This window comes from Paracoccus sigandri, assembly GCF_003709565.1.
GTDB lineage: Bacteria > Pseudomonadota > Alphaproteobacteria > Rhodobacterales > Rhodobacteraceae > Paracoccus > Paracoccus siganidrum.
The window spans coordinates 43,937-68,526 of the sequence record NZ_QNRC01000017.1 but is presented as its reverse complement, the minus strand read 5'-3'; the positions used below and the strand labels follow the sequence as shown (position 1 = coordinate 68,526).

28 protein-coding genes and 3 pseudogenes are annotated in these 24,590 nt (G+C 67.5%); 10 read left to right on the top strand and 21 right to left on the bottom strand.

Annotated features, from left to right (window positions below):
- The 6 genes from C9E82_RS15535 to paaN form a co-directional block, all read right to left on the bottom strand.
- Entirely contained in the window at positions 1–702 is a 702-nt protein-coding gene (locus C9E82_RS15535) for an ABC transporter ATP-binding protein (protein WP_119896617.1), read from the bottom strand.
- A complete protein-coding gene (locus C9E82_RS15530; RefSeq protein WP_119896618.1) occupies positions 689–1,474 on the bottom strand; it encodes an ABC transporter ATP-binding protein in 786 nt (261 codons plus the stop codon). The genes C9E82_RS15535 and C9E82_RS15530 overlap by 14 nt, the downstream gene beginning before the upstream one ends.
- On the bottom strand, positions 1,471–2,427 hold the full coding sequence (locus tag C9E82_RS15525; RefSeq protein ID WP_119896619.1) for a branched-chain amino acid ABC transporter permease: 957 nt from the start codon (positions 2,425–2,427) through the stop codon (positions 1,471–1,473). Before C9E82_RS15525 ends, C9E82_RS15530 begins: the two co-directional genes overlap by 4 nt.
- A gap of 2 nt (positions 2,428–2,429) precedes the next feature.
- A complete protein-coding gene (locus C9E82_RS15520; RefSeq protein WP_119896620.1) occupies positions 2,430–3,302 on the bottom strand; it encodes a branched-chain amino acid ABC transporter permease in 873 nt (290 codons plus the stop codon).
- Positions 3,303–3,381: 79 nt separating this feature from the next.
- Positions 3,382–4,527: an ABC transporter substrate-binding protein gene (locus tag C9E82_RS15515; RefSeq protein ID WP_119896621.1), complete on the bottom strand. Its 1,146-nt coding sequence runs from the start codon at positions 4,525–4,527 to the stop codon at positions 3,382–3,384.
- A gap of 40 nt (positions 4,528–4,567) precedes the next feature.
- Positions 4,568–6,217, bottom strand: a complete 1,650-nt coding sequence (gene paaN, locus C9E82_RS15510; RefSeq protein WP_119896622.1) for a phenylacetic acid degradation protein PaaN — start codon at positions 6,215–6,217, stop codon at positions 4,568–4,570.
- Between the two features lie 117 nt (positions 6,218–6,334).
- On the opposite strand from paaN, the gene paaG reads away from it, so the two are divergent.
- The 5 genes and pseudogenes from paaG to C9E82_RS25050 all read left to right on the top strand — a co-directional run.
- Entirely contained in the window at positions 6,335–7,129 is a 795-nt protein-coding gene (gene paaG / locus C9E82_RS15505) for a 2-(1,2-epoxy-1,2-dihydrophenyl)acetyl-CoA isomerase PaaG (protein ID WP_119896623.1), read from the top strand.
- Positions 7,130–7,143: 14 nt separating this feature from the next.
- A complete protein-coding gene (gene paaI / locus C9E82_RS15500; protein WP_119896660.1) occupies positions 7,144–7,575 on the top strand; it encodes a hydroxyphenylacetyl-CoA thioesterase PaaI in 432 nt (143 codons plus the stop codon).
- Positions 7,576–7,605: 30 nt separating this feature from the next.
- Positions 7,606–8,916: a phenylacetate--CoA ligase PaaK gene (gene paaK, locus C9E82_RS15495; protein ID WP_119896624.1), complete on the top strand. Its 1,311-nt coding sequence runs from the start codon at positions 7,606–7,608 to the stop codon at positions 8,914–8,916.
- A 131-nt stretch (positions 8,917–9,047) separates the two neighbouring features.
- Entirely contained in the window at positions 9,048–9,647 is a 600-nt protein-coding gene (locus tag C9E82_RS15490) for a TetR/AcrR family transcriptional regulator (protein ID WP_119896625.1), read from the top strand.
- 98 nt (positions 9,648–9,745) lie between these two features.
- A pseudogene (locus C9E82_RS25050) lies at positions 9,746–9,991 on the top strand (IS5/IS1182 family transposase); the annotation flags it as partial.
- 172 nt (positions 9,992–10,163) lie between these two features.
- Here the strand turns inward: C9E82_RS25050 and C9E82_RS15485 are convergent.
- The 10 genes from C9E82_RS15485 to C9E82_RS15435 all read right to left on the bottom strand — a co-directional run bounded on the left by C9E82_RS15485 (position 10,164) and on the right by C9E82_RS15435 (position 15,767).
- Positions 10,164–10,502: an HTTM domain-containing protein gene (locus C9E82_RS15485; RefSeq protein ID WP_170161975.1), complete on the bottom strand. Its 339-nt coding sequence runs from the start codon at positions 10,500–10,502 to the stop codon at positions 10,164–10,166.
- Between the two features lie 269 nt (positions 10,503–10,771).
- The gene (locus C9E82_RS24805; RefSeq protein WP_205962117.1) at positions 10,772–11,020 is read right to left on the bottom strand and encodes a winged helix-turn-helix domain-containing protein; all 249 of its coding nucleotides are present in this window, start codon (positions 11,018–11,020) and stop codon (positions 10,772–10,774) included.
- A gap of 171 nt (positions 11,021–11,191) precedes the next feature.
- Positions 11,192–11,446, bottom strand: coding sequence for a response regulator (locus tag C9E82_RS24800; RefSeq protein ID WP_205962118.1), 255 nt, complete (start codon positions 11,444–11,446; stop codon positions 11,192–11,194).
- Between the two features lie 7 nt (positions 11,447–11,453).
- Positions 11,454–12,323, bottom strand: a complete 870-nt coding sequence (locus C9E82_RS15475; protein ID WP_119896627.1) for a sensor histidine kinase — start codon at positions 12,321–12,323, stop codon at positions 11,454–11,456.
- A gap of 145 nt (positions 12,324–12,468) precedes the next feature.
- Positions 12,469–12,753 (bottom strand): hypothetical protein, encoded by a 285-nt coding sequence (locus C9E82_RS15470; protein WP_119896628.1) that lies wholly within the window; start codon positions 12,751–12,753, stop codon positions 12,469–12,471.
- Between the two features lie 208 nt (positions 12,754–12,961).
- Complete coding sequence (locus C9E82_RS24550; RefSeq protein ID WP_170161977.1) at positions 12,962–13,303, bottom strand: HlyD family secretion protein; 342 nt, start codon at positions 13,301–13,303, stop codon at positions 12,962–12,964.
- A gap of 320 nt (positions 13,304–13,623) precedes the next feature.
- Positions 13,624–13,833 (bottom strand): hypothetical protein, encoded by a 210-nt coding sequence (locus C9E82_RS15460; RefSeq protein ID WP_119896630.1) that lies wholly within the window; start codon positions 13,831–13,833, stop codon positions 13,624–13,626.
- A gap of 57 nt (positions 13,834–13,890) precedes the next feature.
- Positions 13,891–14,184, bottom strand: coding sequence for a hypothetical protein (locus C9E82_RS15455; RefSeq protein WP_119896631.1), 294 nt, complete (start codon positions 14,182–14,184; stop codon positions 13,891–13,893).
- A gap of 797 nt (positions 14,185–14,981) precedes the next feature.
- Positions 14,982–15,227: a helix-turn-helix domain-containing protein gene (locus C9E82_RS15440; protein ID WP_338068073.1), complete on the bottom strand. Its 246-nt coding sequence runs from the start codon at positions 15,225–15,227 to the stop codon at positions 14,982–14,984.
- Between the two features lie 12 nt (positions 15,228–15,239).
- Positions 15,240–15,767 carry a hypothetical protein gene (locus C9E82_RS15435; protein ID WP_183154092.1) on the bottom strand — a complete coding sequence of 176 codons (528 nt, stop codon included), beginning with the start codon at positions 15,765–15,767 and terminating at the stop codon, positions 15,240–15,242.
- 68 nt (positions 15,768–15,835) lie between these two features.
- On the opposite strand from C9E82_RS15435, the gene C9E82_RS25045 reads away from it, so the two are divergent.
- Positions 15,836–16,168 carry a hypothetical protein gene (locus C9E82_RS25045; RefSeq protein ID WP_147393032.1) on the top strand — a complete coding sequence of 111 codons (333 nt, stop codon included), beginning with the start codon at positions 15,836–15,838 and terminating at the stop codon, positions 16,166–16,168.
- Positions 16,169–16,322: 154 nt separating this feature from the next.
- Here C9E82_RS25045 and C9E82_RS25420 read toward each other — a convergent pair.
- Both C9E82_RS25420 and C9E82_RS15425 read right to left on the bottom strand, forming a co-directional pair.
- A pseudogene (locus C9E82_RS25420) lies at positions 16,323–16,472 on the bottom strand (4'-phosphopantetheinyl transferase family protein); the annotation flags it as partial.
- 15 nt (positions 16,473–16,487) lie between these two features.
- Positions 16,488–16,676, bottom strand: a complete 189-nt coding sequence (locus C9E82_RS15425) for a hypothetical protein (RefSeq protein WP_119896636.1) — start codon at positions 16,674–16,676, stop codon at positions 16,488–16,490.
- Between the two features lie 331 nt (positions 16,677–17,007).
- Between C9E82_RS15425 and C9E82_RS15420 the strand changes: the two are divergent.
- The 4 genes and pseudogenes from C9E82_RS15420 to C9E82_RS15405 form a co-directional block, all read left to right on the top strand.
- Positions 17,008–17,268: pseudogene (locus C9E82_RS15420) on the top strand (helix-turn-helix domain-containing protein); the annotation flags it as partial.
- 306 nt (positions 17,269–17,574) lie between these two features.
- Positions 17,575–18,525 carry an ABC transporter permease gene (locus C9E82_RS15415; protein ID WP_119896637.1) on the top strand — a complete coding sequence of 317 codons (951 nt, stop codon included), beginning with the start codon at positions 17,575–17,577 and terminating at the stop codon, positions 18,523–18,525.
- A 50-nt stretch (positions 18,526–18,575) separates the two neighbouring features.
- Complete coding sequence (locus C9E82_RS15410; RefSeq protein WP_119896638.1) at positions 18,576–19,379, top strand: ABC transporter permease; 804 nt, start codon at positions 18,576–18,578, stop codon at positions 19,377–19,379.
- A 4-nt stretch (positions 19,380–19,383) separates the two neighbouring features.
- Positions 19,384–21,006, top strand: a complete 1,623-nt coding sequence (locus C9E82_RS15405) for an ABC transporter ATP-binding protein (RefSeq protein WP_119896639.1) — start codon at positions 19,384–19,386, stop codon at positions 21,004–21,006.
- Positions 21,007–21,304: 298 nt separating this feature from the next.
- Here C9E82_RS15405 and C9E82_RS15400 read toward each other — a convergent pair whose 3' ends face one another.
- From C9E82_RS15400 to C9E82_RS15390, 3 genes are all read right to left on the bottom strand, one after another.
- Positions 21,305–22,462, bottom strand: coding sequence for a 2Fe-2S iron-sulfur cluster-binding protein (locus C9E82_RS15400; protein ID WP_119896640.1), 1,158 nt, complete (start codon positions 22,460–22,462; stop codon positions 21,305–21,307).
- A gap of 3 nt (positions 22,463–22,465) precedes the next feature.
- Positions 22,466–23,506: an aromatic ring-hydroxylating dioxygenase subunit alpha gene (locus tag C9E82_RS15395; RefSeq protein ID WP_119896641.1), complete on the bottom strand. Its 1,041-nt coding sequence runs from the start codon at positions 23,504–23,506 to the stop codon at positions 22,466–22,468.
- Positions 23,507–23,587: 81 nt separating this feature from the next.
- Positions 23,588–24,520 carry a LysR substrate-binding domain-containing protein gene (locus C9E82_RS15390; RefSeq protein WP_119896642.1) on the bottom strand — a complete coding sequence of 311 codons (933 nt, stop codon included), beginning with the start codon at positions 24,518–24,520 and terminating at the stop codon, positions 23,588–23,590.
- Between the last annotated feature and the right edge of the window lie 70 nt (positions 24,521–24,590).

Below are 24,590 nucleotides of genomic sequence, written 5' to 3'. Positions count from 1 at the left end.
TCAGATCCCCAGATAGGCTTCGCGGATGCGCGGGTCGGCGATCAGTTCCTCCGCCGGCCCCTCCATGGTGACGCGGCCGGTTTCCATGACATAGCCGCGATCGGCGATCTTGAGCGCGCCGAAGGCGTTCTGCTCGACCAGCAGCACGGTGACGCCCAGGTCCTTCATGCCGCGCACCACCTCGAAGATCTGGCTGACGATGATCGGCGCGAGGCCCATCGAGGGCTCGTCCAGAAGCAGGCAGGAGGGCCGGCCCATCAGCGCCCGCGCCATGGCCAGCATCTGCTGCTGGCCGCCCGACAGCCCGCCGGCAGCCAGGTTGCGCTTGTCGCGCAGGATCGGGAACATGGCGAAGGCGTCGTCCATGTCCTTTTCCACCCGGTCGTCGGTGAACAGGAAGGCGCCCAGCCGCAGGTTCTCCTCGACCGTGAGATTGGTGAAGATCTGCCGTCCCTCGGGCGATTGCGCCAGGCCGCGCGCCAGCCGCCGATGGGCGGGCACCGGAACCAGCGGCTCGCCCCGGAAGGTGATCGAGCCGCCGGTGACCGGCTGCACCCCCGACAGACAGCGCAGAAGCGTGGTCTTGCCGGCGCCGTTCGCACCGACCACCGTCACGATCTCGCCCGAATCGACATGCAGGTCGATGCCGTGCAGCACCTCGATGCGGCCATAGCGCGACCGCAGACCGTCAACCGTCAGCATGTTCCGCCTCCGCTTCCGCGCCAAGATAGGCGGCGATCACCGCCGGGTTGCGGCTGACCGTGGCCGGATCGCCCTCGGCGATCTTTTCGCCATGGTCCAGCACGACGATATGGTTCGAGATGCGCATGACCATCTTCATGTCATGCTCGACCAGCAGGATCGCCACGCCCGAGGCCGCGACCTCGGCGATCAGGTGGTCGATCTCCTCGGTCTCGACGGCGTTGCAGCCCGCCGCCGGCTCGTCCAGCAGCAGCACCTTGGGGCCGAGCGCCAGCGCGCGGGCGATCTCCAGCCGCTTGAGCGAGCCGTAGGAGAGGTTTCCCGCCTCGCGCTCGGCGGCGCGTTCCAGCCCGACCCGTTCCAGCAGCCTGCGCGCGCCGGCCTCGGCCTCGCGGGCGCGGCGGCGCGACGCGGGCAGGTTGAACAGGTCGGCCAGCACCGACCCGCTTTCCTGCAGGTGATAGCCGGTGATGGCGTTTTCCAGCACCGTCATCGACTGGAAGATCTGCAGGTTCTGGAAGGTCCGGCTCATGCCGCGCCGGGCCAGCAGATGCGGCTCCATCCCGGTCACGTCCTCGCCGTTCAGCACCACCCGCCCGGTTTCCGGTCGGTAGATCCCCGAGATCATGTTGAACAGCGTCGTCTTGCCGGCGCCGTTCGGGCCGATCACCGACACGATCTCGCCCGGCTTGACCTTGAAGCTGACATCGTGGACGGCCTTCACACCGCCGAAGCTGATGCCAAGGCCCTCGATGGACAGAAGTTCGCTCATTCGTCCCTCCCCCGGAAACGCTTGAGGATCGAGGGCAGCAGCCCCTCGCGCAGGAAGATCATCACCAGCATCATCACCAGGCCCAGCACCAGCTGCTCGTATTCGGCGAAGATCGTCAGCACCTGCGGCAGAAGCGTCAGGATGCCCGCGCCGATGACCGCGCCCAGGACCGAGCCGACCCCGCCCAGGACCGCCATGGTCACCATCTCGATCGAATGCATGAAGCCGGCGATGTCGGGCGACACGAAGCGGTTCTGCAGCGCCAGCAGCGAGCCCGAGATCGAGGCATAGACCGCCGAGATGACGAAGGCCTGCAGCTTCATCCGCGCCACGTCCACGCCGACGGTCCGCGCCGCGACCTCGGAACCGTGCAGCGCCCGCAGCGCCCGCCCGGCTGGGCTGTTGAACAGGTTGAGCGCGATCCAGGCCCCCAGGATCATGCAGATGCCCGAGAAGAAATACCAGAACTGCCCGTTCGACAGGTTCAGCCCCAGCCCGTTGACCAGCGCACGCAGCCCCAGGTCGGGCACGTCGATGCCGTCGGGGCCCCGCGTCAGGTCGCGCTCGTTCGTCAGGATCATCGACACCAGGATCCCGAAGCCGAGCGTGGCGACGCCCAGATAATAGCCCTTGAGCCGCAGGATCGGCCGGCCGACCATCCAGGCCAGCACCCCCGAGATGGCCGCGCCCAGAAACACCGCGATGCCCGGATGCAGGCCCAGATGCACGGGCGCCAGCGCGCAGGCATAGGCGCCGATCCCGGCAAAGCCCGCATGGCCCAGGCTGATCTGCCCCGCATAGCCGGTCAGGATCACGATGCCGATGACGGCGATGGCGTTGACGAACATCAACGATCCGATCCGATAGTAGAAGTTCGACGGAAAGAAGAAGGGCGACAGCGCGACCAGCACGGCCAGCACCAGAAGCGTCGCGGTTTTCGGCGAGATCCTCATGTTCACACCCGGTCCGTCGACTTGCGGCCGAAAAGGCCCTGCGGCATGAAGAACAGCACCAGCAGGATGACCACGAAGGCCGCCGCGTCCTTGTAGGTCGAGGACAGGTAGCCCGCCGTCAGCGCCTCGATCAGCCCGATCAGGAAGCCGCCGACCAGCGCCCCCTTGGGGTTGCCCATGCCGCCCAGCATCGCGCCCGCAAAGCCCTTCAGCGCGAAGCCGATCCCGACATTGTAGGCGGTCAGCGTGATCGGCGTGGCCAGCGCCCCGGCCAGCGCCCCGATCCCGGCCGAGAGCGCGAAGGAGAGGGTCATCACGAAATTCGTGTTGATCCCCACCAGCTGCGCCGCCAGCCGGTTGTTCGAGGTGGCCAGCACCGCGCGACCCAGCAATGTGCGGGTGAAGAACACCCAGAGCCCGACGAAGACCACCACCGCGCCGCCCAGCACCCACAGGCTCTGCGGCAGGATCGTGGCGCCGCCGACGCGCAGCGGCGCATCGCCCGAAAATGCCGGGAAGCTGTGGATCTGCTTGTCGAAGACGATCTGCGCCGCGCCCTGGATGAAGATCGAGGCGCCGATCGTGATGATGATCAGCGATACGACCGGCGCGCCGCGCGCGGGCTCGATGGCCAGCTTGTTCATCGCCACGCCGATGGCCGAGGTGATGACGATGGCGCTCAGCGCGGCCAGCGGCAAGGGCAGGCCGGCGGCATGGGCCGCCCAGGTGATCATCCCGCCCAGCATGACGAATTCGCCTTGCGCGAAGTTCACCACGTCGGAGGCGTTGTAGATGATCGTGAAGCCGAGCGCGACAAGCGCGTAGACCGCGCCGACGGTCACCCCCGAAAACAGGAATTGCAATAGTTCCGACATGTTGGCCTCGGGCTGGATGTTGGAATTCAGGCGCCGCTGCTTGCACCCCCGCCCGCGGGCGGGGGCGCCGGGGCGCGGTTCAGTCGACCAGGGTCCACGCGCCGTCGCGGATCTCGAGCATGCGGAAGGCGGACAGGTCGAGGCCCAGGTGATCCTCGGGCGTGAAGGTATAGATGCCGGTGGTGCCGGCCAGACCTTCGGTCGCCTCGATCTCGTCGCGGATCGAGGCCGGGTCGGTGGCATCGGCGCGGCCGAGCGCCTCGGTCAGGATCAGGAAGGCGTCATGGGCATAGCCGCCGAAGGTCCCGACCGAGCTGTTGGTGTGGCTCTCATAGGCGGTCTTGTAGGCATCGACGACGGGTTTCTGCGGATCGTCCTCGGCCAGCAGGTTCGCGACCAGCAGCGCGGTGCCCGGCAGGCGGATGCCCTCTGCCGCGTCCGCGCCGGCCAGCTCGATGAACCCGTCCGAGGCCACGCCATGCGACTGGTAGAAGGGCAGGTCGATGGCCAGCTGCTTGTAGTTGCGCGTCACGATCGACGGCCCCTGCCCGAAGCCCGGATTGACGATCGCCTCGATCCCCGCGGTGTTGCGGATCTTGGTCAGCTGCGCGGTCATGTCGGCATCGGTCGGGTTGTAGGTCTCGTCCGCGACCAGTTCGATCCCGTAATCGCCGATCACCTGCTTGCACTGCGCCTGCATCGAGGCGCCGAAGCCGTCGGTGCCCGAGATCATGCCGACGCGGGTGAAGCCGCGCGCCTGGATGTCCTCGAAGATCTTCTGGCAGGCCATGCGGTCGGTATGCGGGGTCTTGAAGGTATAGGGACGCACCGGGTCGATGATCTCGATGGCGCCGGCCAGCGAGATGAAGGGCACCTCGGCATCCTCGGCCACGGCCAGGATCGACATGGTGGTGCCGGTGGTGGTGCCGCCGATGATGGCGACCACCTCGTCATCCTCGATCAGGCGGGTGGCGAAGGTGCGCGCCCGGTTCGGGTCGCCGCCGTCGTCATACATCACCAGCCGCAGGTTCTCGCCGTCGATGCCCCCGGCCGCGTTCAGTTCCTCGACCAGCAGTTCCAGCGTCTTGGCCTCGGGGTCGCCCAGGAAGGCCGCGGGGCCGGTCGCCGAAATCGACGCGCCGATGCGGATCTCGGCCAGCGCCGCGGAACCGGCGCCAAGCGCGACGATGGCGGCCAGCGCCGTGGTGGACAGGGTCTTCTTCATCTCGGTCTCCTCCCTGAGATCTGGATGCTTTGGGTATGGGTCAGGCCGCGACCTGCCGGCGCCACATGACGCGGCGAAAGCGGGTGGCGACGAAGGCGGTGTCGGTCAGGCTGGCATTGCCGGCGGGATTGGCGCCGGTGACGTGGAAATCGCTGAAGGCCGCCGACTGGTTGACATAGATATTGCCGGTGAGGTTGATCGACAGGTTCGCCCCGGCCCGCGCGAAGGCGCGGATCGCGCGGGCGATGCGGTCCTCGTCGGTATCGTAGAGCGCGGCGGTGATCGCGCCCTTCTGGGCCGAGATCGCGGCGGCGCGGGCGATGGCGTCGTCGGCATCCTCGCAGGCGACGACGAAGGCGACCGGGCCGAAGCATTCGCCGGCCGCGGCGGGATCGCCCGCCTCGACCGCCAGCAGCAGCGGCGTCGCGCTGCGGCCCTCGGGCAGCGGCGCGCTGTCGCGCAGGATGCGGCCGGCCTTGCGCGCCTCGGCCAGTCGCGCCAGCGTCGCCGAGTTGGCGATGGCGCCGGCAACACCCGCGGCCCGCGCGGGATCGGCCAGCAGCCGGTCGATGGCATCGGCGATCCCGCGCGACACCTCGTCGAGGCTCTTGCGGCCCTGGTCGGTCTCGATCCCGCCCTTCGGCACGTAGATGTTCTGCGGCGCCGTGCACATCTGCCCGGAATAGAGCGCCAGCGAAAAGGCGAGGTTGTCGCACATCGCCGCGAAATCCGGGCTGGCGGCGATGGTGACGGTGTTCACCCCCGCCTCCTCGGCAAAGATCTGCGCCTGGCGGGCATGGGCGCGCAGCCAGTCCCCGAAAGCGTTCGAGCCTGTATAGTCGATCAGCCGCACCGCCTGATCGGTGGCAAGCGTCTTGGTGATCTCGGCCCCCGGCGCGTCCACGGCCAAGAGGATCGCGTCGGCGGGCAGCCCGACCTCGGCCAGCACCTCGCGGGCGATGCGCACGGTCAGCGCCAGGGGCAGGATCGCCGCCGGATGGGGCTTGACGATCACCGGGTTGCCGGTGGCGAGGCTGGCGAAGATGCCGGGATAGGAATTCCATGTCGGGAAGGTGTTGCAGCCGATGGTCAGCGCGATGCCGGCGGGCACCAGCGTCCAGTGCTTGTCCATGACGATCGGCGCGGCCTTGCCCTGCGGCTTTTCCCAGCGCGCGGCGGCGGGGAAGCGGGTCATCTCGTCCCAGGCCATGACCACCGCCTCGAGCCCGCGATCCTGCGCATGGGGTCCGCCCGCCTGGAAGGCCATGGCGAAGGCCTGCCCGGTGGTGTGCATGGTCGCGTTGGCGATCAGGAAGCTCAGGCGATTGAGCCGCGCGAGAATCTCGAGACAGGCGCCGACGCGCGCCTCGGGGCCGGCATCGGCCAGCGCCGGCGCGGCAGCCTGCGAGGCGTCCAGCAGCCGGGCCGGATCGGCGGCGGGATAGGCGATCCCCAGTTCCGGACCGAAGGGCGAAAGCTCGGCCCCCAGCCGGCGATCCTCGGGATGGCCGGGCAGCGTGAAGGGCTGGCCGAGCAGCGCGGCGAAAGCCGATTCGCCCTCGGCCTTCGCGGTCTCGCCATAGATCCGGCCGCTGGGAACTTCGGGATAGATCGACCAGAAACCGCGGGCGAACAGCGCCTCGCGCGCAGCCTCGAGTGTCGGCCGGTGATGGTCGAAAAACGCAGTCATGATATACTCCCCCGGACCTCCCCCGGTCTGATTATCATTGACCGTCCGGTCGGTTTATGCAACAGAAATCTTCGAGGGCCGCCGAGAATCCTGCCGGCGGCCAAGGGGGAGAGACATATGACCAGTCCCGAAACCGTCACTTCGGTGCTTGCCGATGGCGTGCTGACGCTGACGCTGAACCGTCCCGAAAAGCTGAATTCCTTCAACGAGGCGATGCATCTTGCGCTGCGCGACGGCCTCCGGCGCGCGCATGACGACGACGCGGTGCGCGCGGTTCTGCTGACCGGGGCCGGGCGCGGCTTCTGCGCCGGGCAGGACCTGGGCGACCGCGATCCGCGCAAGGGCGGGCCGGCGCCGGACCTGGGCCAGACGCTCGAGAATTTCTACAACCCGACCCTGCGGCTGATTCGCAGCCTCGAGAAGCCGGTGGTCTGCGCGGTGAACGGCGTGGCGGCGGGGGCCGGCGCGAATATCGCCTTTGCCTGCGACATCGTGCTGGCGGCCAGATCGGCCCGCTTCATCCAGGCCTTCGCCAGGATCGGGCTGGTGCCCGATGCCGGCGGAACCTGGAGCCTTGCCCGCATCCTGGGCGAGCCCCGCGCCAAGGCGCTGGCCCTGACCGCCGAGCCGCTGCCAGCCGAACGCGCCGCCGAATGGGGGCTGATCTGGAAGGTGGTCGAGGATGACGCCCTGATCGCCGAGGCCGCGGCACTGGCCGCATCGCTCGCCGCCGGGCCGACCCTGGGGCTGGGCCTGACCAAGCGGCTGATCCAGCAGGCGGCCACCAACACGCTGGACGAGCAGCTCGACCTGGAACGCGACTGCCAGCAGCAGGCCGGCCGCAGCGCCGATTATGCCGAGGGCGTCACCGCCTTCCTGGAAAAGCGCAAACCGGAGTTCACCGGCAAATGACCCGCCCGCAGGACATGACCCCGCAGGAACTGGCCGAGGCCTCGGCCCGCGCCATGTGGAACGACGACAGCGCCAGCCAGCGCCTCGGCATGAGCCTCGACCATGTCGTGCCGGGCGAGGCGACGCTGTCGATGACCATCACCGAGGCGATGTCCAACGGGCACGGGAACTGCCATGGCGGCTATATCTTCACGCTGGCCGATTCGGCCTTCGCCTTCGCCTGCAACAGCTACAATCAGTTGGTGGTCGCACAGCATTGTTCGATCACCTACCTGGTTCCCGGCCGGATCGGCGACCGGCTGACGGCGGAGGCGCGCGAGGTCTCGCGACGGGGCCGGTCGGGCATCTACGACATCCGCATCACCAACCAGGACGGCGCCCATGTGGCCGAATTCCGCGGCCATTCGCGCACCGTCAAAGGAACCCATCTGCCGGTGGAGGACTGACCGGCAACCGCAATCCCGAGGGAGGACAGCATGGAAGACCTGACCCCGCGCAAGCAGGACCTGGACCCGATCGAGATCGCGTCTCGCGACGAGATCGAGGCGCTCCAGTTCCACCGCATGAAGCGTTCGCTGAAACACGCCTACGAGAACTCGCCCTTCTACCGCAAGCGGTTCATCGAACATGACGTGCATCCCGAGGAGCTGAAAACCCTCGCCGATATCGCGAAATTCCCCTTCACGGTGAAGCAGGACCTGCGCGACACCTATCCCTTCGGCATGTTCGCCGTGCCGCAATCCAAGCTGGTGCGCATCCACGGATCCTCGGGGACCACCGGCAAGCCGACCGTGGTGGGCTATACGGCCGCCGATATCGACCACTGGGCGAACCTGATCGCGCGCTCGATCCGCGCGGCGGGCGGGCGGCCCGGCGACATCCTGCACAACGCCTATGGCTACGGGCTGTTCACCGGCGGCATCGGCGCGCATTACGGGGCCGAGCGGCTGGGCTGCACCGTGGTCCCGATCTCGGGCGGCATGACCGAGCGGCAGGTGACGCTGATCCACGACTTCAAGCCGCGCATCATCATGGTCACGCCCAGCTACATGCTGTCGATCCTGGACGAGTTCCGCCGCCAGGGGCTGGACCCGCGCGAAAGCTCGTTGCAGGTCGGCATCTTCGGCGCCGAGCCCTGGACCAACGCCATGCGCCAGGAGATCGAGGAGGCCTTCGACATGCACGCCGTCGACATCTACGGCCTCAGCGAGGTGATGGGCCCCGGCGTCGCGCAGGAATGCGTCGAGACCAAGGACGGGCTGCATATCTGGGAGGATCATTTCTATCCCGAGATCATCGACCCGCTGACCGGCGAGGTCCTGCCCGACGGCGAGATGGGCGAGCTGGTCTTCACCACGCTGACCAAGGAAGGGCTGCCGATGGTGCGCTACCGCACCCGCGACCTGACCCGGCTGCTGCCCGGCACCGCACGATCCATGCGGCGGATCGAGAAGATCACCGGCCGCAGCGACGACATGATCATCCTGCGCGGCGTGAACGTCTTCCCGACCCAGATCGAGGAGCAGATCCTGAAATGCAAGGGCCTCGCCCCGCATTTCCAGATCGAGCTGTCGCGCTCGGGGCGGATGGACAACATGACCGTCTGCGTCGAATGCACCGCCGATCACGCCGACGAGGACGCCCGCGCGGCATCCGCCAAGGAGCTTGCGCATCACATCAAGTCGATCGTCGGCGTCTCGACCCGGATCGAGGTCCGCGACCCCAATTCGGTCGCGCGCTCGGAAGGCAAGGCCAAGCGTGTGGTGGACAACCGCCCCAAGGAATAGGCGTGCAAAACGGCGCGGGCGTGACAGTTGCGCGCCCCGCCGCTATAGCGATGACAGGGCCCTGCCCGTTCAGGTTGCTGCCTTGGTCGCGGCGCGGGCAGAATCCCTTTCGAATTCAGGGAATTGACTTCATGGCTCGAACGCGGGCTCAGGATTTCGAGGAAAAGCAGCGCGGCATTCTGGACAATGCCGCCGCGGTCTTTGCGCAGCAGGGGATGGAAAAGGCCTCGATGTCGCAGATCGCGAAATACGCGCAGGTGTCCAAGGCGCTGCTCTATCATTACTATCCCAGCAAGGATGCGCTGATCTTCGCGATCATCATCACCCATCTGGAGGAACTGGACGCCGCGATCGAGGCGGCCGACGACCCGGCCCTGCCGCCCGAGCAGCGGCTGCGCAAGCTGGTCGGCGCGGTGCTCGAGAACTACCGGGGCGCCGACAACCAGCACAAGGTGCAGCTGAACGCCACCGCCGCCCTCTCGGACGCGCAGAAGGCCGAGATCACCGCCGTCGAGCGCAGCATCGTGCGGCGCTTCTCGCTGGTTCTGGACGAGATCAACCCCGGCCTGGACAGCAAGGACCGGCCGCTGCTGATGCCGGTGACCATGTCGCTTTTCGGGATGATGAACTGGGTCTACATGTGGTTCCGCGACGGCGGCCGCATCTCGCGCGAGGATTACGCCGACGTGGCGACGACGCTGATCCTCGAGGGGATCAAGGCAGTCCGATGAGGAGCTTAGGGGGAGTGAGCCCTTGGCGGACGGTCGAGGGAGGCACGGTTCTGTCTGAAGGGATTCACCTTGCAACTTCAGCGTGGCAGCTGGATCGCGTGAGCAGACCGGCACCACCGCGCTATAAGACCCGGACCTGGCCGGCCGACAATGAAGCGCTCAAGCATCGTGGTTCGCCGACGGTCTCTGGTTCGATCCCGAGATGATGTGGGAGGCGAAGCCAAGGGGCAGGCGCAGCCGGCTGCGCAAATCCAGCGATGCCGCACCTGACCAGTCTGGACTGAACGGCTCCCGACTTCAGCACGCCGAGCCGCCGCCAGAAGACCTTGAAGGTCGGCGTCCCGGATCTACCGGCCATTCCCGACAATGCCCCGGACGGGAATCTGAAGCAGCAGCACCCAGGGGTCCGAACCGAACAGGTTCCATCCGACCCGTGTCAGGTCCGCCCTGGGGTCGATGAACTCCTGTCAAGGCCGGCCGTTCAGCGACTTGCAGATCCTGGCCGGGACCGAGACGTCATGGCCCTCGCCGCGCCAGATAGCCGAAGATCACCGTCAGCGCGACGATGGCGATACGATAGAACAGGCCCAGCATGACGAAGAGCGCGGCGATGCCCAGGCCCAGCCAGCCCAGTTCGATCCAGTCCTTGGACAGCGGACCGACCCAGGCGAAGCCGGGATAGGAGAAATGGAACTCGGGCGCGATCCAATAGCGCCAGACGCGATCGTCGCGGATGAAGCGCCAGCAATCCCACAGCAGCAGCGCCCCGAACAGGATGCGGAACAGGGCCAGCGAAGGGGCCGCGACGGGCCGGGACAGACGAGCACGAATGCGGCTGCCCGGAGAGGCGGGCATCGGCGTCATCCTCTTGTCATCTTTTGATGGATTAACGCCGCGCCCCGGCACGTTATTCCCGTCGATGCGGCAGAATCGCAAGGTGGGCGCCTGGCTGCGGGGGTCGCGTAACACCACGGCAGCACCGGTCGCCCGTCAGTCGCCGCCATGGGCGGCATCGAAGGGATGGCGGCGGCCAGGCCGCGTTTTCCTGATGGCGCCCTGCCGCAGGACAGCGCCTGGCGGCCGCAGCAGGATTTCGCGCGCGCTTCACGCCTGGGCCCGGAGGCTCAATGCCCCAGGCGATAGCCCGCGCCGCGCACCGTGTGGATCAGCGGCGCCTCGGCCACGCTGTCGATCTTGGCGCGAAGATAGCGGATATAGACGTCCACCACCTTCGAGCCGGGATCGAAGCCATAGCCCCAGTTGTTGTTGAGGATCTGGGTCCGGCTGAGAACCGCGCCGCTATGTTCCATCATGTAGCGCGGCAGCCCGAATTCCTTCGACGTCAGCTCGATGGGCCTGCCCGCCCGCGTCACCTGCCGCGTGCCGGGGTCAAGGACCAGGTCGGCGACCTGCAGGACAGGGTCATAGCGCAGGTCGGGCGAGCGTCGCAGCAGCGCCTCGACGCGGGCGACGAGGTGGTCGAAGGCGAAGGGCTTGGTCAGGTCGTCGTCGGCCCCGGCGTTCAGCCCCTCGATCTTGTCGCCCTAGGCATCCCGTGCCGTCAGCATCAGCACCCGTGCCGTGATGTTCTCGCTGCGCATCTGCCGGCAGACCGTCACGCCGTCGAAATCCGGCAGCATCCGGTCCAGGATGACCAGCGGATAATCCGCCTTGCGCATCATCGCCATCGCCGTCTGCCCGTTCCCGGCGATGTCGAGCATGTGGCCCTCGGCCTTCAGGCCGCGGGTGACGAAGCTGGCGATGCGGGGGTCGTCTTCGACAAGCAGGATCTTTGCCATCGTCGCCTCAGGACAGAAGAGGAAGGGAAACGCGCACCGCCGTCCGGTGATCCGCGCTGGAGATGCCGATATGGCCCCGATGCCCCTCGACGATCCATTTCGCGATGGACAGGCCAAGCCCGGTCCCGCTGTGCCGGAAATTCGCCGGCTGGCGGGCGCGATAGAAGCGGCTGAAGACGAAGGGCAGGTCGGCCGCCGGGATCTCGGGGCCCTCGTTCAGGATGGCCAGTTCGGCGCGGCCCTCGCCGCAGGACAGCCCGACCCGCACCACCGAGCCGGGATCGGCGTATTTGATCGCATTGTCCAGCACGATCCTCATCGTCTGCGCCAGCCTGCCCGCATCGCCTTCGGCGCGGCAGCCGCCGGGCGGCAGACATGTCGCGATCTGGATGTCGTTCGCCTCGCCCAGGATGCCGGCGTCAGCCAGGGCGATCTCGGCCTCGCCGCGCAGCACCGTCAGGGGCGTGCGCAGATCGTGTCCGATATCGGCCAGGAACAGCATCCGCATGTGGTCCAGCTTCTTCAGCCGCGCATTGGCCTCCTCAAACTCGCGGGTCCGCCGGGTCACCTTCTTCTCGAGGCCGGTCTGCACGTTCAGCAGCGCCGAGCGCTGCGCCTTCAGACACGATGCGGCATTGTCGATCTGGGTGACGAGGCTGGCGAATTCGTCGCGCCCGCGATAGTCCAGCCGATAGGCCAGGTTGCCCTCGGAGATCTTTCGGGTTGCGGAGTCCAGCGCCGCTATGGGCCGTGTCAGCGACCGGCTCAGCAGCAGCGCCGCGATGGCCGACACGACGAAGGCGGCGGCGGTCACGATGCTGATGATCCATTCCAGCTCGCGTTCCAGCCGGTTGGGCTGCGACTGATAGCGCCGCAATTCGGCCTCCTCGTCGGCGATCCCGGCACCGATATGGGCCTCCAGGGCGCTGTCCAGACGCTTCTCGATCTCTTCGCGGAAGATGCGGATCGCCTCTTCCCGCCGGCCCTGGTCGCGCAGCAGTAGCAGCCGCTGGGTCTGCTCGTCAATATTCTCGAAAAGCGAGCGCCTCTCGGCGACGCGGGCCAGTTCCTTCTCCTCGGCGGCGCGGTCCTTCGGGCTGGGCGGCGACGTCGATCTCGTCGCGGATCAGGCCTTCCAGCCGCGACAGGCTGCCTTCCAGGCTGTCGCGCGCCTCGTTGAAATCGGCAAGTTCGGTGCGCCCCAGCAGCAGCAGTTCGGCCACGTTCTCGGAATAGCGGTTCATCGCGGCGGACACCCATTCCCACAGCCGGCGGGTCTCGATCTGGACGTCGGATTGCAGGGTCATGCCCGGCCGCAGCGGTGCGGGCCGGCCATAGGCCCGGGCGCTCTGGGCCTCCAGATCGACGGTGATGCGATAGACCGGCTCTCCCGGCGCGCCGAGCGAGGCCAGCGGCCCCGCCGCCGCCTCGACCAGCTCGCCCTACCCCACGGTCGCGCGCGAGACGCTGCGCATGACGCCCTGATACTGCCCGAATTTCTGGTGGGGAAAGGCGTCATGGCGGACCAGCACGCGCCGACCGGGCGCCACGAAGCCGATGTCGCGGCTGGTCCCGTAGAGCCGGGCCTGAAGCACGGTCCCCGACCACCGCCCGCAAGGCGGTGACGGTGCCCGATTCCGGCGCGGTCACGACGGTTTCGCGCGCGGCCTCGCCCTCGGCCAGTTCCTGGCCGATCTGGGCGATGGCGCGATCGGTTTCGGCCAGCTGCTCGCGCAGCGGGCGCTCGGCGATCTCGGGGGCCAGTTCGACGCGGCTGAGGTTCACGGTGGCGCGGGTGCGTTCCAGCGCCTGAAGGACAAGGGCCAGGTCGAAGGTCGATTCCGCAGCGCGCTGCATGTCGTCCTCGGTCGCCAGGCCCCCGGACGCGCGGCCTTGATCGCGGCCCAGGCCAGCGCCACCCGTTCGCGTTGCAGGGCGAATTCGGTATCCAGGCTGCCGGCCTCTATCCCCGTCAGGCGCCTCTTGCGCTTCCGCCTGCCGGGCGAACGGCGCCCGGTAGCTGTCGCGTTCCGCCGCAAGGCTGTCGCGCCGGGCACGCAGCGCGCGAAGCACCTCTTGCTGGGTCTCGCCCACCGCCCCGCTGCGCCTTTCGCCGGACAGCACGGCCAGGACATCGCCCTGCCGGACCTGCTGGCCCTCCTGCGCGACCAGCCGCGTCAGCACCCCGATTGCGGCGCCACGACCTGAAGCAGGCCCTGCCGCGGCGCCAGCCAGCCTGGCAGCCGCACCTTACGCGTGTATTCGCCGAACGCGACCAGCACCACCAGCCCGCCCAGCAGCAGCACTGCACAGGCGGACAGCACCGTATGCGACAGCCGCGGCGCCAGCAGGACCCAGCCCAGCCAGCGGGGCTGCTGCTCGGCCAACGCCTCGGACCAGCACAGCGGGGGCGGGGGACGGGGGATGTGTCGTCGCGGGGCATCCTACAGGTCTTCCACATACAGCTCGGTGACGGTGAAGCTGACCTTGATCATCTTCCGCCTGCGCCTGGCCGGCAGCACGATGCTGGTGCGCGGATCGAAGAAATCCTTCAGCATCGGCGGCCGGTTGGCGCGGAAATAGAAGGCGGGATCGTCCACGACGGCGGCAGCGGCGACCACCTCCAGCTCGTCGCGCCGGCTGACGGTCTGGACGATGACCGGGGCATGGGTCACCCCCGCCATGCGCAGCGCGCAGGCCCGGTGATAGCCGTTGTGCAGGACGATCCGCTGGCCCATCGGATCCCGCTGAGAAAGTTCGAGCCCTGCCCGACGACGATCCCCACGATCCCGGCGGCCGGTCCGAAACGGCGAAGGCCACCGCCCGCATCGTGGCCGGCAGCTTGCGGCACCGGATGCGGTCGGCCAGGCCGGCTTCGCGTTCCTCCAGTTCGGCAAGATGGTCGTTCGCCCGCCGCCATTCGGCGATGACATCCTCGCGCCGGCGGGCCTCGCCGCCTTCGACATCGCGCGACCAGAGGTCCAGATAGTCGGTCAGGGGCGGCTGACCAAGCAGCCACAGCTCCTCGCGCACGGGCACGGCGCGAAGGGCGGCGGCCTCATCCGCCAAGGTGGCGGGATCTGCAAATTCGAATGGCATCGGCACCTCGCAGGACAGGCCCCGGAGCCCTGGCGGCTCCGGGAATATCGTGGATGAAGCGCGGTCGCGTCAGCTGCTGTTGCTTTTGCTACGGCTACGGCTACGGCTACGGCTACGGCTGCGCGACGCACTTGACCTTGCCGGGGTCGAATGTCTGACCGCCGCTGAGAAGGATACCTATGGCTACAGCCGGCGCGTCAACCGGGATCCAGCGGCACCGGATAATCGCCCGCGCCATGGAGCGCGGCGTTTCCTCGGCCGCGATCGCCGATGCGCTCAATCCTCAGGTCGAGGCAGTCTGCGGCGCTTCCGGCCCCCCGCCCGCAAAGGCAGATCGCGAGACCGCCGCCCTGAGGACCACTTCCCGATGGCGCCGCGAGGCCGCTGGATCGGCCCCATCCACGCCGCACCTTCAGTGAATGCTGCCCAGTCGCCATCATCGGCGGAGAGGCGCAAGCCTGGTCTCCTGGCTTGGCGAATGGCCGAACTGGCGCTTGTAGGCGGTCGAGAAGGCGGCAGGGCTGTCGAAACCCACGCGATAGCCGATGCGGGCCACGCTGTCGTCCTCGCGCCGCAGCAGTTCCCGCGCCGCCTCCAGCCGGCGGCGTCGCAGATAGCCGAAGATCGAGACGCCGAAACATTGCTTGAACTGCGCCGACATGGTCGTGGGATTGATGCCGATCTCGCGGCTGAGCTACGACAGCGTCAGCGGGCTGTGCAGATGCGCCTCCAGCAGGTCGCGGACCCTGTGCGTGCGCAGCAATTCGCAGCGCCGCAGCCCCTTGCTGCCGCAATGGCCGAACCTGTCCTCGTGCAGGCATCGGGCGATCTCGGCCACCAGGTTCAGCGTGCCGGCCTCCATCCGCAGGTCGGTGATGGCGCGGCCGAAGGGCGGAGAGGTCATTTCGCGCACGATCTCGTCGATGACGGGACAGCGCGGCAGGCGGCGGAACTGGATGCCATCGCGGCTTTTCTGGATCAGGTCGTGGAAGACATGCGTGTGATAGGTGTTCGACAATTCCTCGATGAAGGCGGTCTCGGTCGACAGGCCAAGGTTCAGATAGCGGACGCCATTGCGCGGCCGGCCGCTGAACTCGGCCGGCTCGCCCACCATCAGGATGATCGGCTCGTTCGGCAGGATCGATGTCGAGATGCTGCGATTGACCGACAGCCGCGAGGACGCGCCTTCCACGATCACCCCGTAATACAGCATCGGCTGCATCTCGAAGGACACCTCGTCATCAGTGTCGCAGACGGTATCACTGACCGTCAGCGTCAGGCCAGAACGGAATGTCCGGGACGCGGATCGTCTCCCGCACCTATGCGGCCTTCGGCGATGTGACCGTCCCGGTCGGTGAAAGGCTGCGCCTGTCGGCCGGCCTGCGCCTGGCGCGCGACGAACAGGACTTCACCGCGATCTATGAAGGCCAGCGCTTCCCCGGCTCGGTCCCGCGCCATCGCCAGGACAGCCGGATCGAGGACGACTATGTCACCGGACCCGAACCGGATCGCCCGGCCCGTCGCGATGCCAGTCGATGCTTGCCGCCGAAAATTCCCGGAACTGCCGAGTATGGGGGAAAAGCGCCTCGCAAAGCGCTTCCTTGGCCGAGAAGACGCGGGTGATCTCTTCCGCGAGGGGCAGGCCGGACCCTCCCGGCGATCGTTCCGGCATGACCCCCGAGGCGATCTGCCGGGCCGTTCCGGGCGGGACGATCCTTTCGAGATCCAGCCCCAGGACCGTCGAGGCGCGGCCAGCGACCGGCATGGCCACAGCCCCCGCAACCTCATCGCTATGGCTGATGCTGCCCGACCAGCCCGGAGGCCAGTCCGGCAGCTTGTCCTTCCCGATCGCCAACCCGGCAGGACCCGGATGGCCCGCCATTCGCAGGGCCGCCCGCGCAGCCCGTCGCCCCGCGGCAAAGGTGTTTCGCCGCCGCTCGGCTCAATGCCGGGCAGCTTCGGGCAATTCCACGGCCAGCGCGGGACCCACCGGCACGATCATCAACCTTGCTTCGGGCGGCAGGGTCAGAGCGCATACCGCACAAGACAGAGCGTCGGCCGCCGCCCCGAGCCGGATCATCGTTTCCCTGTCGGATGCGAACGCCGAAACATCCGCGGGCTTGTCGACCATCACCAAGAGCAGCCCCGGTTGTCATCGATCGGATTGACCAGTGCGACGATCATGGTCGGCAAGTCGTATCCGGGTCCAGTCGGGGACTTGCCCTGGAAAAGTGAAGAACACCACCCGAGGAACCGGGCGGTGTTCTATGGGACGAGCGAACAGCCCGACGCCAGAGTTTCGGCGTGAAGCTTTGCGGCTGGCGCCGACCACTGGCCGGACGCGGCGCGAGATTGCCGGGCCACGTTCTTTCTGGCGGTTTCGCCGCTCAGCGCCTCACCCCAGTGCGAACAGGAGAGGCAGGCACGCCACGGGCCTTCATCTTTGATATGTCGTCACGGCGGGTCGCAATGGCAGCTTCAGCGCCGCAGCACTGGAACTCAGCGTCAGGCAGCCGACCGTAAGCCGACGGATCCCCGAGTTCGAAGAAGACCTCGGCATCGCACGGTTCGACCGGTCTGCTGCCGGATTCGAACCGCTGCCCGGCGGTGAACCCCATGGCTATGTGATCCCGCCGATTTTGCGCTGCGGTTCGCTCGTGCTTGTTTCCGATATGGGTCCGGGGCGGTTGGAGCGCAGATGCCGAAATTCTCCCGATCAATGATTAATATACTGTCATATAATGATACTATTGGCTGCGGCGGCGGGCGTGGGCGCATTGGACACCGTTTCGCGATGTCGGGGGCATTCAATCTCGTCTGCGCTCCGCGAACGGCATGGCAGCCAGCATCTGACTCGGCTCACTTCACCCGATCCATCATCAATCGCCCGCCGGCCACAGGTTCCGGCTCAGTATTCCTAACATATCCGACAGGTAAGCTAACCTAGGCGATGCTGGACCTGAGCCCCACGGCTGGCATTATATCTAGTCATATTCGCCCCAGCCCAGCCACAAGAAAGCAAGGAACCCATGATCCTCAAGCTGGCCCTGCGCCGACTTGCCATCGGCGTGCTGACATTGCTTATCGTCTCGGCCCTGATCTTTTGGGCCGTGGAACTGCTTCCCGGTGACATCGCAAGCGAGGTGCTGGGACAATCGGCGACACCGGAAACCCTGGCCGCCTTTCGCGAGGCGCACAAACTGAACGATCCGGCCATGACGCGCTACCTGCGCTGGCTGGCTGGCGCGCTCTCCGGCGATCTGGGCCTGTCGCTGGCGAACCAGCGCCCCATCGCCGAGTTGATCGGACAGCGCGCGGCGAACACCTTCTTCCTTGCCGCCTATGCCGCGGCCATCGCGGTGCCTCTGGCGGTCGGGTTGGGGCTGCTGGCGGCACTTCATCGCGGATCATTCCTGGACCGCTTCATCTCGTCCTCGACGCTGGCGGTGATCTCGTTTCCCGAATTCTTCGTGGCCTATATCCTGATCCTGGTTTTCTCGACCTGGCTGGGGTGGTTCCCCAGCCTCGCCACGGTCTCGCCCGCCATGGGGCTGGGAACGCGGCTCTACATGACCTTCCTGCCGGCGCTGACCATGGTGCTGATCGTCATGGCGCATATGATGCGCATGACGCGGGCCGCCATCGTCAACCTGCTGGCACTGCCCTATATCGAGATGGCGCAGCTGAAGGGCCTGCGCCGCTGGCGGGTTATCGCGGTCCATGCATTGCCCAATGCGGTGGCCCCGATCGTCACCGTGATCGCGCTGAACCTGGCCTATCTGATCGTCGGGGTGGTCCTGGTCGAGGTGGTCTTCGTCTATCCCGGCCTCGGCCAGCTGCTGGTGGACAGCGTCGCCAAGCGCGACGTGACCGTGGTGCAGGCCGCCTGCCTGATCTTCGCCGGCACCTATATCCTGCTCAACCTGATCGCGGACGTGCTGGGCATCGTCTCGAATCCGCGCCTTCTGCATCCGAGGTGACCGGCGTGCTCAGGACCCTGAAAGCCGCGCCGCTGTCGGCGAAGATCGGAATGCTGCTCATCGCCCTTTACGCCTTCGTCGCGATCTTCGCGCCGCTGATCGCCCCCTATCCCGAAGCCGGGATCGCCGGCGCGAGATACCTGCCCTGGGCCGCGCCGCACTGGCTGGGGACCGATGCGCTGGGGCGGGACGTGCTGTCGCGACTGATCTACGGCGCGCGCAATACCGTCGGCATCGCGCTGCTGACCACGATCCTGGCCTTCGTGCTGGGCGCGACCCTGGGCCTGCTGGCGGCCACGCTGGGGGGATGGTTCGACACGTTCAGCGCGCGGCTGGTCGATGTGCTGATGGCGATCCCCTCGTTGATCTTCGCGCTGCTGATCCTCACCATTTCCGGCACCTCTGCCATGGCGCTGGTGCTGGTGATCGCCGTGCTGGACAGCACGCGGGTCTATCGACTGTCGCGGGCGGTGGCCCAGGACATCCTGACCATGGACTATATCGAGGTCGCGCGGATGCGCGGCGAGGGGCTGGGCTGGATCGTCCGCCGCGAGGTGCTGCCCAATGCCGGCGCGCCGCTGACCGCGGAATTCGGCCTGCGCTTCTGCTTTGTCTTCCTGTTCATCTCGGCACTGTCCTTTCTGGGCCTCGGCCTGCAGCCGCCGACCGCGGACTGGGGCTCGATGGTGCGGGAAAGCGCCAAGCTGATCGCCTTCGCGAACTTTGCCAGCTGGCAGGCGGCGACCTTCGGACTGGCGCCGCTGCTGCCTGCCGGCGCCATCGCATTGCTGACCGTGGCAGTGAACCTGGTGGTGGACTGGATCCTGCATCTTTCCAGCGGCCTGAAGGAGTGATCGGATGAATACCCTGCTGGAGATCCGCGAGTTGCGCATCGAGGCCCGCAATGCCCAGGGCTGGACCGAGATCGTCAGGGGCGTCGATCTGACACTGAACCGGGGCGAGATCCTCGGCCTGATCGGCGAATCCGGCGCCGGGAAATCGACGCTCGGCCTTGCCGCCATGGGCCATGTGAAGCCGGGTTGCCGGGTCTCGGGCGGCTCGATCCGCTTCGACGGGCATGAACTGGCCGGCGCGAAACCGGCGCTGCTGCGCCGATTGCACGGTCGCCGCATCGCCTATGTCGCGCAATCTTCGGCCGCCGCCTTCAACCCGGCCTGGCGGCTGATCGCGCAATATTGCGAGGGGCCGGTCCGGCACCGGCTGATGCCGCGCCGGCAGGCCGAGGCCGAAGCGGTGGAGCTGTATCGCGAGATGCGCCTGCCCGATCCCGACAGATTCGGCGCACGCTATCCGCACCAGGTCTCGGGCGGGCAGTTGCAGCGGGCGATGACGGCCATGGCGCTGTCCTGCCATCCCGACCTGATCGTTTTCGACGAGCCGACAACGGCGCTGGACGTCACCACGCAGATAGAGGTGCTGGCCGCCATCCGCGAGGTGGTGCGCCGGCACGATGCCGCCGCGATCTACATCACCCATGACCTGGCGGTGGTGGCGCAGATGGCCGACCGGGTGAAGGTGCTGCTGAAAGGCGAAGAGGTCGAAGAGGCCGCGACCCGCAGGATGCTGGCCCATCCGCGCGAGGATTACACCCGCTCGCTCTGGGCGGTGCGGAACTTCCAGCCCGCCCCGCGCGCGGAACAGGCCCGGCCCGAGCCGATCCTGAGGATCGAGAACGTGACCGCCAGCTATGGCACGCATCCGGTGCTGAAGCAGGTCTCGATCGACGTGCCGCGCGCCCGCACCGTGGCGGTGGTGGGCGAAAGCGGATCCGGGAAATCGACCACGGCGCGGGTGGTGATGGGGCTGCTGCCGCCGACCGGCGGTGGGGTGGTCTTCGACGGCCAGCCGCTGGATCCGGTCTGCCGCAACCGGCCGCGCGCCCTGCAGCGCCGCGTGCAGATGATCCATCAGATGGCCGACACCGCGCTGAACCCGCGCCACCGCATCCGCGAGATCCTGGGCCGGCCGCTGGAATTCTTTCTCGGCCTGCGCGGTCGCCGGAAAGAGGCGCGCATCCGCGATCTGCTGGCCGAGATCGAGCTGGAACCCGGCAGCTTCATCGACCGCCTGCCGGGCGAGCTTTCCGGCGGCCAGAAGCAGCGCCTGTGCATCGCGCGGGCATTGGCCGCCGAACCCGAGCTGATCATCTGCGACGAGGTGACCAGCGCGCTGGACCAGCTGGTGGCCGAGGGCATCCTGCGGCTGCTCGACCGGCTGCAACGCGATATGGGGCTGAGCTATCTGTTCATCACCCACGATCTCGCCACCGTGCGCTCGATCGCGGACGAGGTGGTGGTGATGCAGAACGGCGCGGTCGTCGAACAGGGGCCGAAGGAATCGATGTTCCGGCCGCCGCATCACCCCTATACGGAAAAGCTGCTCTCCTCGGTGCCCGAGATGGACCCCGACTGGCTGAGCCGCGTGCTGGCGCAGCGGGAAGCCGCGAAAGAGACGGCGTGATGCCTCGCGACATCGTCGGTTGCAGGCTCGGTCTCGCGGGGACGGGCAAGAGTCGGGCTGCACCGAACTCAGCGGTTCCGACATAGTTCAATCCGCTGCCCCTCGGGATCCGCTCGGCCGAGAGGCAGCCGATGGCCAAGGCTCCATGAGCTGTTCGACATCGCGCAGGTGCCGCCAGCACCGGTTGCGGGCCGGGTGCTGATCCGGCGCCGCAACGGGCAGCCTGGCCGTCATCGACCCCGAGATCGCGCCAGAGCCCCGCCGGCCGCATCGGCCCAAGGGGGGCTCCGGCCCCTTGTCAGAGGTCCAGCACCACCCGCCCCGCCGGGCGCGAGCAGCAGATCAGCGCCTGCCCTGGCCCCGGCGGGTGCAGCGGATCGGCGACATAGTCCACGGCGCCCTCGCGGATGGTGCAGCGGCAGGTGTTGCAGATCCCCTCGCGGCAGCTGAATTCCGGTTCCAGCCCCGCCGCTTCGGCCAGTTCCAGAATGGTGCGGCTGGCGCCGTTCCAGGGCAGGGTCAGGCCCGAGCGGGCGAAGACCACCTCGCCGCCGGCCCCGACGGGCGCGGCCTCGGCCACCGTACCGGGCAGCGCATCGGGCAGGCCAAGCGCATCGGGATCGGTCAGGAATTCCAGCTTGGTCAGGGATTTCGGCGCCTGGGCCGGGATGCGGTTGCCATGGACAGGCGGCACCGGCTCGGCCGCCAGCGCGGCCAGCGAGCCGCCTTTGCCGAAGAACTCGTATGCGATGCGGGTGGGGGCAACGCCCAGCCCGGTCAGCAGCCTCCACATCGCCACCATGAAGGGCGTCGGGCCGCAGAGATAGACCTCGTAATCGTCGAGCGGCAGCAGCGCCTGCAGGAAGGCGCGGTCCACCACGCCCTCGGCGTCGAAGCGGCGCGCGGCGCGGTCGGCCCCGGTGGGGGCGCGATAGACCGTGCGCGCCACGATCCGCCCGCCCGAACCCGCGGCCAGCGCCGCCACCTCGTCGCGTAGCGCATGGACATCACCGTTCTCGGCCGCCTGCACGAAGAACGCCCGCCGTTCGCCCGCCGCCAGCCGGTGCAGCATGGCCAGCAGCGGTGTCAGCCCGACGCCGCCCGCCAGCAGCAGCACCGGCCGGGCGCTGGCCTCGGCCAGGACGAAGCCGCCGCGCGGCGCGGCGATCTCGATCACCTCGCCCTCGGCCAGGTGGTCATGCAGCCAGCGCGAGCCCAGGCCCTGCGGCTCGCGCTTGACGCTGATGCGGTGATGGTCCCGCCCCTCGGGCAGCGCCGACAGCGAATAGGTCCGCAGCACCGGCCCCGAAGGCGCCGGAATCCGCAGCGTCAGGTATTGGCCCGGCCGCATGTCCCACAGCGGGCCGCCATCCTCGGGCACCAGGTGGAACGAGGTGATGCAGGCGCTTTCCGGCACCTTGCGGGCCAACCGGAACCGGCGGAACGGATCGGCCATGGATCAGGCCCTCATCTTCTCGTCGACCATGCGCTCCTCGGCGATCATCGCCTCGAGCTGGCGGCGAAAGCGCAACTGGCCGGCGTCGATCGACAGGTCGATATGCGGCGAGGCCTTGCCGGCCATGCCGATCTGCACCTCGTTCAGCACGGCGCGGTCCTCCTCGAAGGCGTGGCGCACGTCCTCGGACATCATCTTCGACAGGTCCTCGTCATGCGGGCGGATGTTGCGCAGCTGGAACCAGTAATAGCGCGTCTCGGTCTCGGTCGTGGGCGTCATGAAGTTGTAGCTGTCCATGACGAAGGTCTTTTCGTGCAGCGTGCCGTCCGGCCCGCCCGTTCCCGCCGGGGTGAACACCGCGCGGATCAGCGCATGGGCGGGATAGCGCACCTCGTAATGCTGAAGCCGGTCGCAGTTTCCGTCGAACTCGACGATCTTCTTGTAGAAGGGCGCCGGTTCCACATTCATCATCCAGCGGTGGACGATGACGCCGCTTTCGGTGCGCGTGACCTTCAGCGGCGTGTCGCGCGTCGCGTCCTGGGCGAAGCTGCCTTCATGGACCCAGGCGACATGGGTCGGGTCCAGCAGATTGTCGCACATCAGCAGGTAGTTGCAATGCAGCTCCATCGCGGCGCCGCGGTTGATGCCCCAATCCGGGCTGTCGAAATTCGGGATGTCGATGATCTCGTCAGGATCGGCGATGGCAGCGTTACCCATCCAGATCCACACCAGGCCATATTTCTCGTGCACCGGATAGGGGCGGACCTTGGCGGCCGAGGGGATGCGCCCGCCACCCGGCGCCCAGACGCATTGCCCGGCGCAGTCGAAGGTCAGGCCGTGATAGCCGCATTCGACATTGTCACCCTTGATGCGGCCCCTGGACAGCGGCAGCTTGCGATGCGGGCAGGCATCCTCGAGCGCGATCACCTCGCCCTGGCTGTTGCGGAAGATGCAGATCTTCTCGCCCAGGACGAGGATCTGCTGCAGGCTGTCGGTGATCTCATGGCTCCAGGCCCCGACATACCAGGCGTTGTTGAGGAACATGGCTGCACCTTCTGTGGCTGATTTTCGGCAAACATACAGGTGAATACCAAGGGGATCAGCGCAGAAGCACAGCCGGATCGTTTAGCTAGGCTGAACCGTCCGGCTGCGCAGCGGCCTGGTGACGCGCATCAGCCAGTTCAGGAAATCCCGCGCGACGGGGCGGTCCAGCGTCGTCGGCCCCCAGCAGATGAAATAGGGGTCGGGCATCTGCAGACTGGCTTCGGACAGTCGCAGCAGATGGCCGGCGCGGAGATCGTTCTCGACAAAGGAGCCCTGCGCCAACACCGCGCCCTGGCCGGCCACGGCCGCCTCCAGAGCCAGGCCCGACATCGAATGGACGACGACGGGACGGATGGCGGGGATGTCCTCGACCCCCTGCGCCTCGAACCAGTCGCGCCAATGCGGTTCGGTCGTGTAGCGCTCGCCCCAGTCGATGCCGATCAGCGGCAGATGCGCCAGTCTCGCCGGCTTGCACGCCTCGGGATGGCGGCGCAGGAAATCCGGCGAGCAGACCGGAAAGCAGCGATCGGTGAACAGCGCACGGCTGTGCAGATAGCGCCGCGCCGCCTCGCCATAGGTCAGGCGGAAGGTCTGCTCCAGCATGTGCGGATCGGGTTCCTGATGGGTGGCGATCACACGGATCGCCAGGTCCCTGGCAGAGGCCTGGAAATCGGGCAGCCGCAGGTTCAGCCATTTCTGCACCAGCGTCGGCAGGCCCGAGATGGTCAGCTCTTCGCTCTGCTTGTGCGCGAGAATGTAGTCCTGCGCCAGCATGAGCCGACCGAAGCCTTGCGAGATCAGTTCGTGATAGGCCCGCGCCGCCGAGGTCAGCGTCGCCCGCCGCCCGTCCTTGACCAGCAGCACCACGCCCACATGCTCTTCGAGCAGTCGCAATTGCTGGCTGACCGCCCCGGGGGTCACCCCCAGTGCCCGCGCGGCCGCGCTGACCGACCCCAGCCTGCCGAAACATTCGAAGGCTTGCAGGGCGCGCAGGGGAGGCAATGTTGGGTTCATGGCGAAGCGTCCCGGCTATGACCGATAGTTTAGCTGAACTGTCGCGCGCGCCATGCGAACTGATTTGTCC

Coding starts and splice junctions, on each gene's coding strand:
- C9E82_RS15415 (WP_119896637.1), top strand. CDS start 17,575: ATGATCCTCAAGCTGGCCCTGCGCCGACTTGCCATCGGCGTGCTGACA.
- C9E82_RS15490 (WP_119896625.1), top strand. CDS start 9,048: ATGGCTCGAACGCGGGCTCAGGATTTCGAGGAAAAGCAGCGCGGCATT.
- paaN (WP_119896622.1), bottom strand. CDS start 6,217: ATGACTGCGTTTTTCGACCATCACCGGCCGACACTCGAGGCTGCGCGC.
- C9E82_RS15535 (WP_119896617.1), bottom strand. CDS start 702: ATGCTGACGGTTGACGGTCTGCGGTCGCGCTATGGCCGCATCGAGGTG.
- C9E82_RS15530 (WP_119896618.1), bottom strand. CDS start 1,474: ATGAGCGAACTTCTGTCCATCGAGGGCCTTGGCATCAGCTTCGGCGGT.
- C9E82_RS15405 (WP_119896639.1), top strand. CDS start 19,384: ATGAATACCCTGCTGGAGATCCGCGAGTTGCGCATCGAGGCCCGCAAT.
- paaK (WP_119896624.1), top strand. CDS start 7,606: ATGGAAGACCTGACCCCGCGCAAGCAGGACCTGGACCCGATCGAGATC.
- C9E82_RS15520 (WP_119896620.1), bottom strand. CDS start 3,302: ATGTCGGAACTATTGCAATTCCTGTTTTCGGGGGTGACCGTCGGCGCG.
- C9E82_RS15400 (WP_119896640.1), bottom strand. CDS start 22,462: ATGGCCGATCCGTTCCGCCGGTTCCGGTTGGCCCGCAAGGTGCCGGAA.
- C9E82_RS15390 (WP_119896642.1), bottom strand. CDS start 24,520: ATGAACCCAACATTGCCTCCCCTGCGCGCCCTGCAAGCCTTCGAATGT.
- paaG (WP_119896623.1), top strand. CDS start 6,335: ATGACCAGTCCCGAAACCGTCACTTCGGTGCTTGCCGATGGCGTGCTG.
- C9E82_RS15395 (WP_119896641.1), bottom strand. CDS start 23,506: ATGTTCCTCAACAACGCCTGGTATGTCGGGGCCTGGAGCCATGAGATC.
- C9E82_RS15525 (WP_119896619.1), bottom strand. CDS start 2,427: ATGAGGATCTCGCCGAAAACCGCGACGCTTCTGGTGCTGGCCGTGCTG.
- C9E82_RS24550 (WP_170161977.1), bottom strand. CDS start 13,303: ATGCAGCGCGCTGCGGAATCGACCTTCGACCTGGCCCTTGTCCTTCAG.
- C9E82_RS15410 (WP_119896638.1), top strand. CDS start 18,576: ATGCTGCTCATCGCCCTTTACGCCTTCGTCGCGATCTTCGCGCCGCTG.
- C9E82_RS25045 (WP_147393032.1), top strand. CDS start 15,836: ATGTCCGGGACGCGGATCGTCTCCCGCACCTATGCGGCCTTCGGCGAT.
- C9E82_RS15485 (WP_170161975.1), bottom strand. CDS start 10,502: ATGCCCGCCTCTCCGGGCAGCCGCATTCGTGCTCGTCTGTCCCGGCCC.
- C9E82_RS15425 (WP_119896636.1), bottom strand. CDS start 16,676: ATGGTCGACAAGCCCGCGGATGTTTCGGCGTTCGCATCCGACAGGGAA.
- paaI (WP_119896660.1), top strand. CDS start 7,144: ATGACCCCGCAGGAACTGGCCGAGGCCTCGGCCCGCGCCATGTGGAAC.
- C9E82_RS15515 (WP_119896621.1), bottom strand. CDS start 4,527: ATGAAGAAGACCCTGTCCACCACGGCGCTGGCCGCCATCGTCGCGCTT.
- C9E82_RS15470 (WP_119896628.1), bottom strand. CDS start 12,753: ATGACCCTGCAATCCGACGTCCAGATCGAGACCCGCCGGCTGTGGGAA.
- C9E82_RS15455 (WP_119896631.1), bottom strand. CDS start 14,184: ATGGGCCAGCGGATCGTCCTGCACAACGGCTATCACCGGGCCTGCGCG.
- C9E82_RS24800 (WP_205962118.1), bottom strand. CDS start 11,446: ATGGCAAAGATCCTGCTTGTCGAAGACGACCCCCGCATCGCCAGCTTC.
- C9E82_RS15435 (WP_183154092.1), bottom strand. CDS start 15,767: ATGCAGCCGATGCTGTATTACGGGGTGATCGTGGAAGGCGCGTCCTCG.